This is a genomic window from Blautia sp. ZXY-1-B12, from assembly GCF_056339915.1.
Genome location: NZ_JBWJVP010000134.1, coordinates 1 through 2,380, shown reverse-complemented (window position 1 = coordinate 2,380; position 2,380 = coordinate 1). Strand labels below are relative to the sequence as shown.

Sequence of the window (2,380 nt, the reverse complement as noted above, 5' to 3'; positions counted from 1 at the left end):
TCCTTGAAATAAGACAATTCACCAAAAGAACTGATACTTTCACATCTGCTGTCTGCCAGCCATAGCATAATATCCATATCATGACAACATTTCTGCAAAATCATAGGACTGGTCTCTTCTGCATTCCGCCAGTTACCTCTTACAAAACTATGAGCATGATGCCAGTAGCCAACCTCTTCTATATGTTGAATAGTCATTAGTCTGCCAATTCTGTCCGATTCCAGTAAATCCTTTATCTTTGAGAAAAATGGTGAATATCGAAGTACATGACACACAGACAGAATCCTATTATATTTCTTCGCCATCTTTCCCATATTAATAATTTCTTCTTTCTTCGGAGACATCGGTTTTTCACAGAGTACGTGGTAACCTTTTTCCATTGCTATTGCAACAGGTTCATAATGCATTTTGTCCTGTGTGCAAACCATTGCACAGTCTGCCATTTTCTCTTTACCCAGCATCTTCTCATAACTTTCAAAACATAATTCTGGTGGAATGTGATGTCTGGCCGCAAACATTTCTCTACGCTCTTTATCTGGCTCTGCGACTGCTACCACCTGGAATTCATCTGGATGATCTATTGCATACTGAGAATATACATAGCCTCCCCTGAGACCTGCTCCAATTAAAATACCAGTTACTTTTTTCATTTTCAGTTTCACCCCTGTCGTAAACGAATTTTCAAAACAGTATCCTTTTCATCCGGCAGAGAATAAGTAAATACAGGATTTTCTCCAAATGACACAAACGCCACATCCGGGTACAGCACTGTATTCCAGGCCTCTCCCCTATTAACCTCACTTCCGTCGGCAAGATATGTAACAGATTCTAATTTATCCGGTCCGATTCCATACAAAGGCAACGCCCCTAGTGGAGTCTCATAAACATGAGCATAAATCGTATTTCCTTTTTGTGTGTATCTTCCCCATTCCGGCTTCTCGAACTTTGAAATTCCACAGGCATAAATGCTTTCTCCATTTTTTTCCATCCATTTTCCTACTTCTGTAAGAATTTGTACACTTTCCTCCGGAATATTCCCCCGGGCATCCGGTCCTACATTTAGTATCATATTTCCGCCCTTGCTAACGCACTCCACCAGCTTGCGCACAAGCATTTGAGGTGTCTTGTATTGATGATCAAAATTGCAGTATCCCCAGTGGTTATTCATTGTCGCACAAAGTTCCCATGGAATAGTCTCCCCTTTATTATCGCACACACCATTTGGCGGAATAATCTGCTCCGGACTGGCAAAATCTCCACTATAAATCAACGGTTCATCAGTTGTAATGCTGCCATGGTTATCCCCCGCTCCTTCCAGACGATTGTCGATAATCACATCCGGCTGATAGCTTCGAACCATTTTAATCAATTCTGTAGCCTTCCATTTTTCTCCTGTCATATCATCATAGGAAAAGTCAAACCACAGGAGATCCAGCTTGCCATATCCTGTTACGAGTTCCTTTACCTGTCCATGCATGTACGCAAGATACCTGTCAAAATCAACCTTTTCATCCTGATATGCCGGATTGTTTCTCATAGGATGTTGTCTGTCTCCGTATTTCGGAAAGTCAGGATGATGCCAGTCAATAATGGAAAAATACAAGCCAACCTTTAATCCTTCTTCGCGACAAGCCTCCACAAATTCTTTCACCAAGTCTCTTCCCGCCTTTGTGTTTGTTGCCTTGTAATCTGTCAGTTTGGAATCAAACAGACAGAAACCGTCATGATGCTTTGCAGTAAGAACTGCATACTTCATTCCCGCCTTTTTCGCCAAGTGAACCCATTTCTTTGGATCATAATCAACAGGATTAAACTGCTCAAAATATTTGTGGTACTCATCTGTTGTCATCTCTTTTTCTGACATCATCCACTCACCACATGCCGGGATAGAATACAATCCCCAGTGGATAAACATGCCAAATCTTGCCTCCATAAACCATCTGGTACGCTGTCTTATTTCTTCATTCATATCTCTGTTCTCCTATCATCCTTTTACTGCTCCGCCGGAAAGTGCCTCAATGAAAAATCTACTGAAAATACAATACAGAAGTACAGGTGGCAAAATAATAATCACCATGGCAGAAAACAGTCCATTGTAATTGGTGTTGAATGCAGTTGTAAAAGTAGACAATAACGCAGGAACTGTCAGTTTTTCTCTTGTGATCAACACAAGAGATGCCCAGTAATACTCGTTCCAATTATTCAAAAACGCAAGCACAGCAGCGGTCATAATTCCCGGACGCGCAATGGGAAAAATCACCTTTATCCATGTCTGTACATAACCACAGCCATCGATTCTGGCGGCCTCTTCAAGTTCCCTTGGAATATTGTCATAATAATTCTTTATTACAAAAAAACTGACTGCAATTCCACTGCAAGA

At 41.1% G+C, this 2,380-nt stretch carries 3 protein-coding genes; all 3 read right to left on the bottom strand.

Going from position 1 to position 2,380, the window contains the following annotated elements; genetic code table 11:
- On the bottom strand, nucleotides 1-650 hold a 650-nt coding region (locus AC075L_RS07380), incomplete at its 3' end, for a Gfo/Idh/MocA family protein (protein WP_476387463.1).
- A gap of 8 nt (nucleotides 651-658) precedes the next feature.
- The gene (locus tag AC075L_RS07375; RefSeq protein WP_476387462.1) at nucleotides 659-1,969 is read right to left on the bottom strand and encodes an alpha-L-fucosidase; all 1,311 of its coding nucleotides are present in this window, start codon (nucleotides 1,967-1,969) and stop codon (nucleotides 659-661) included.
- A 15-nt stretch (nucleotides 1,970-1,984) separates the two neighbouring features.
- Nucleotides 1,985-2,380, bottom strand: a 396-nt coding sequence (locus AC075L_RS07370; protein ID WP_476387461.1) for a carbohydrate ABC transporter permease, incomplete at its 5' end; no start/stop codon positions are given.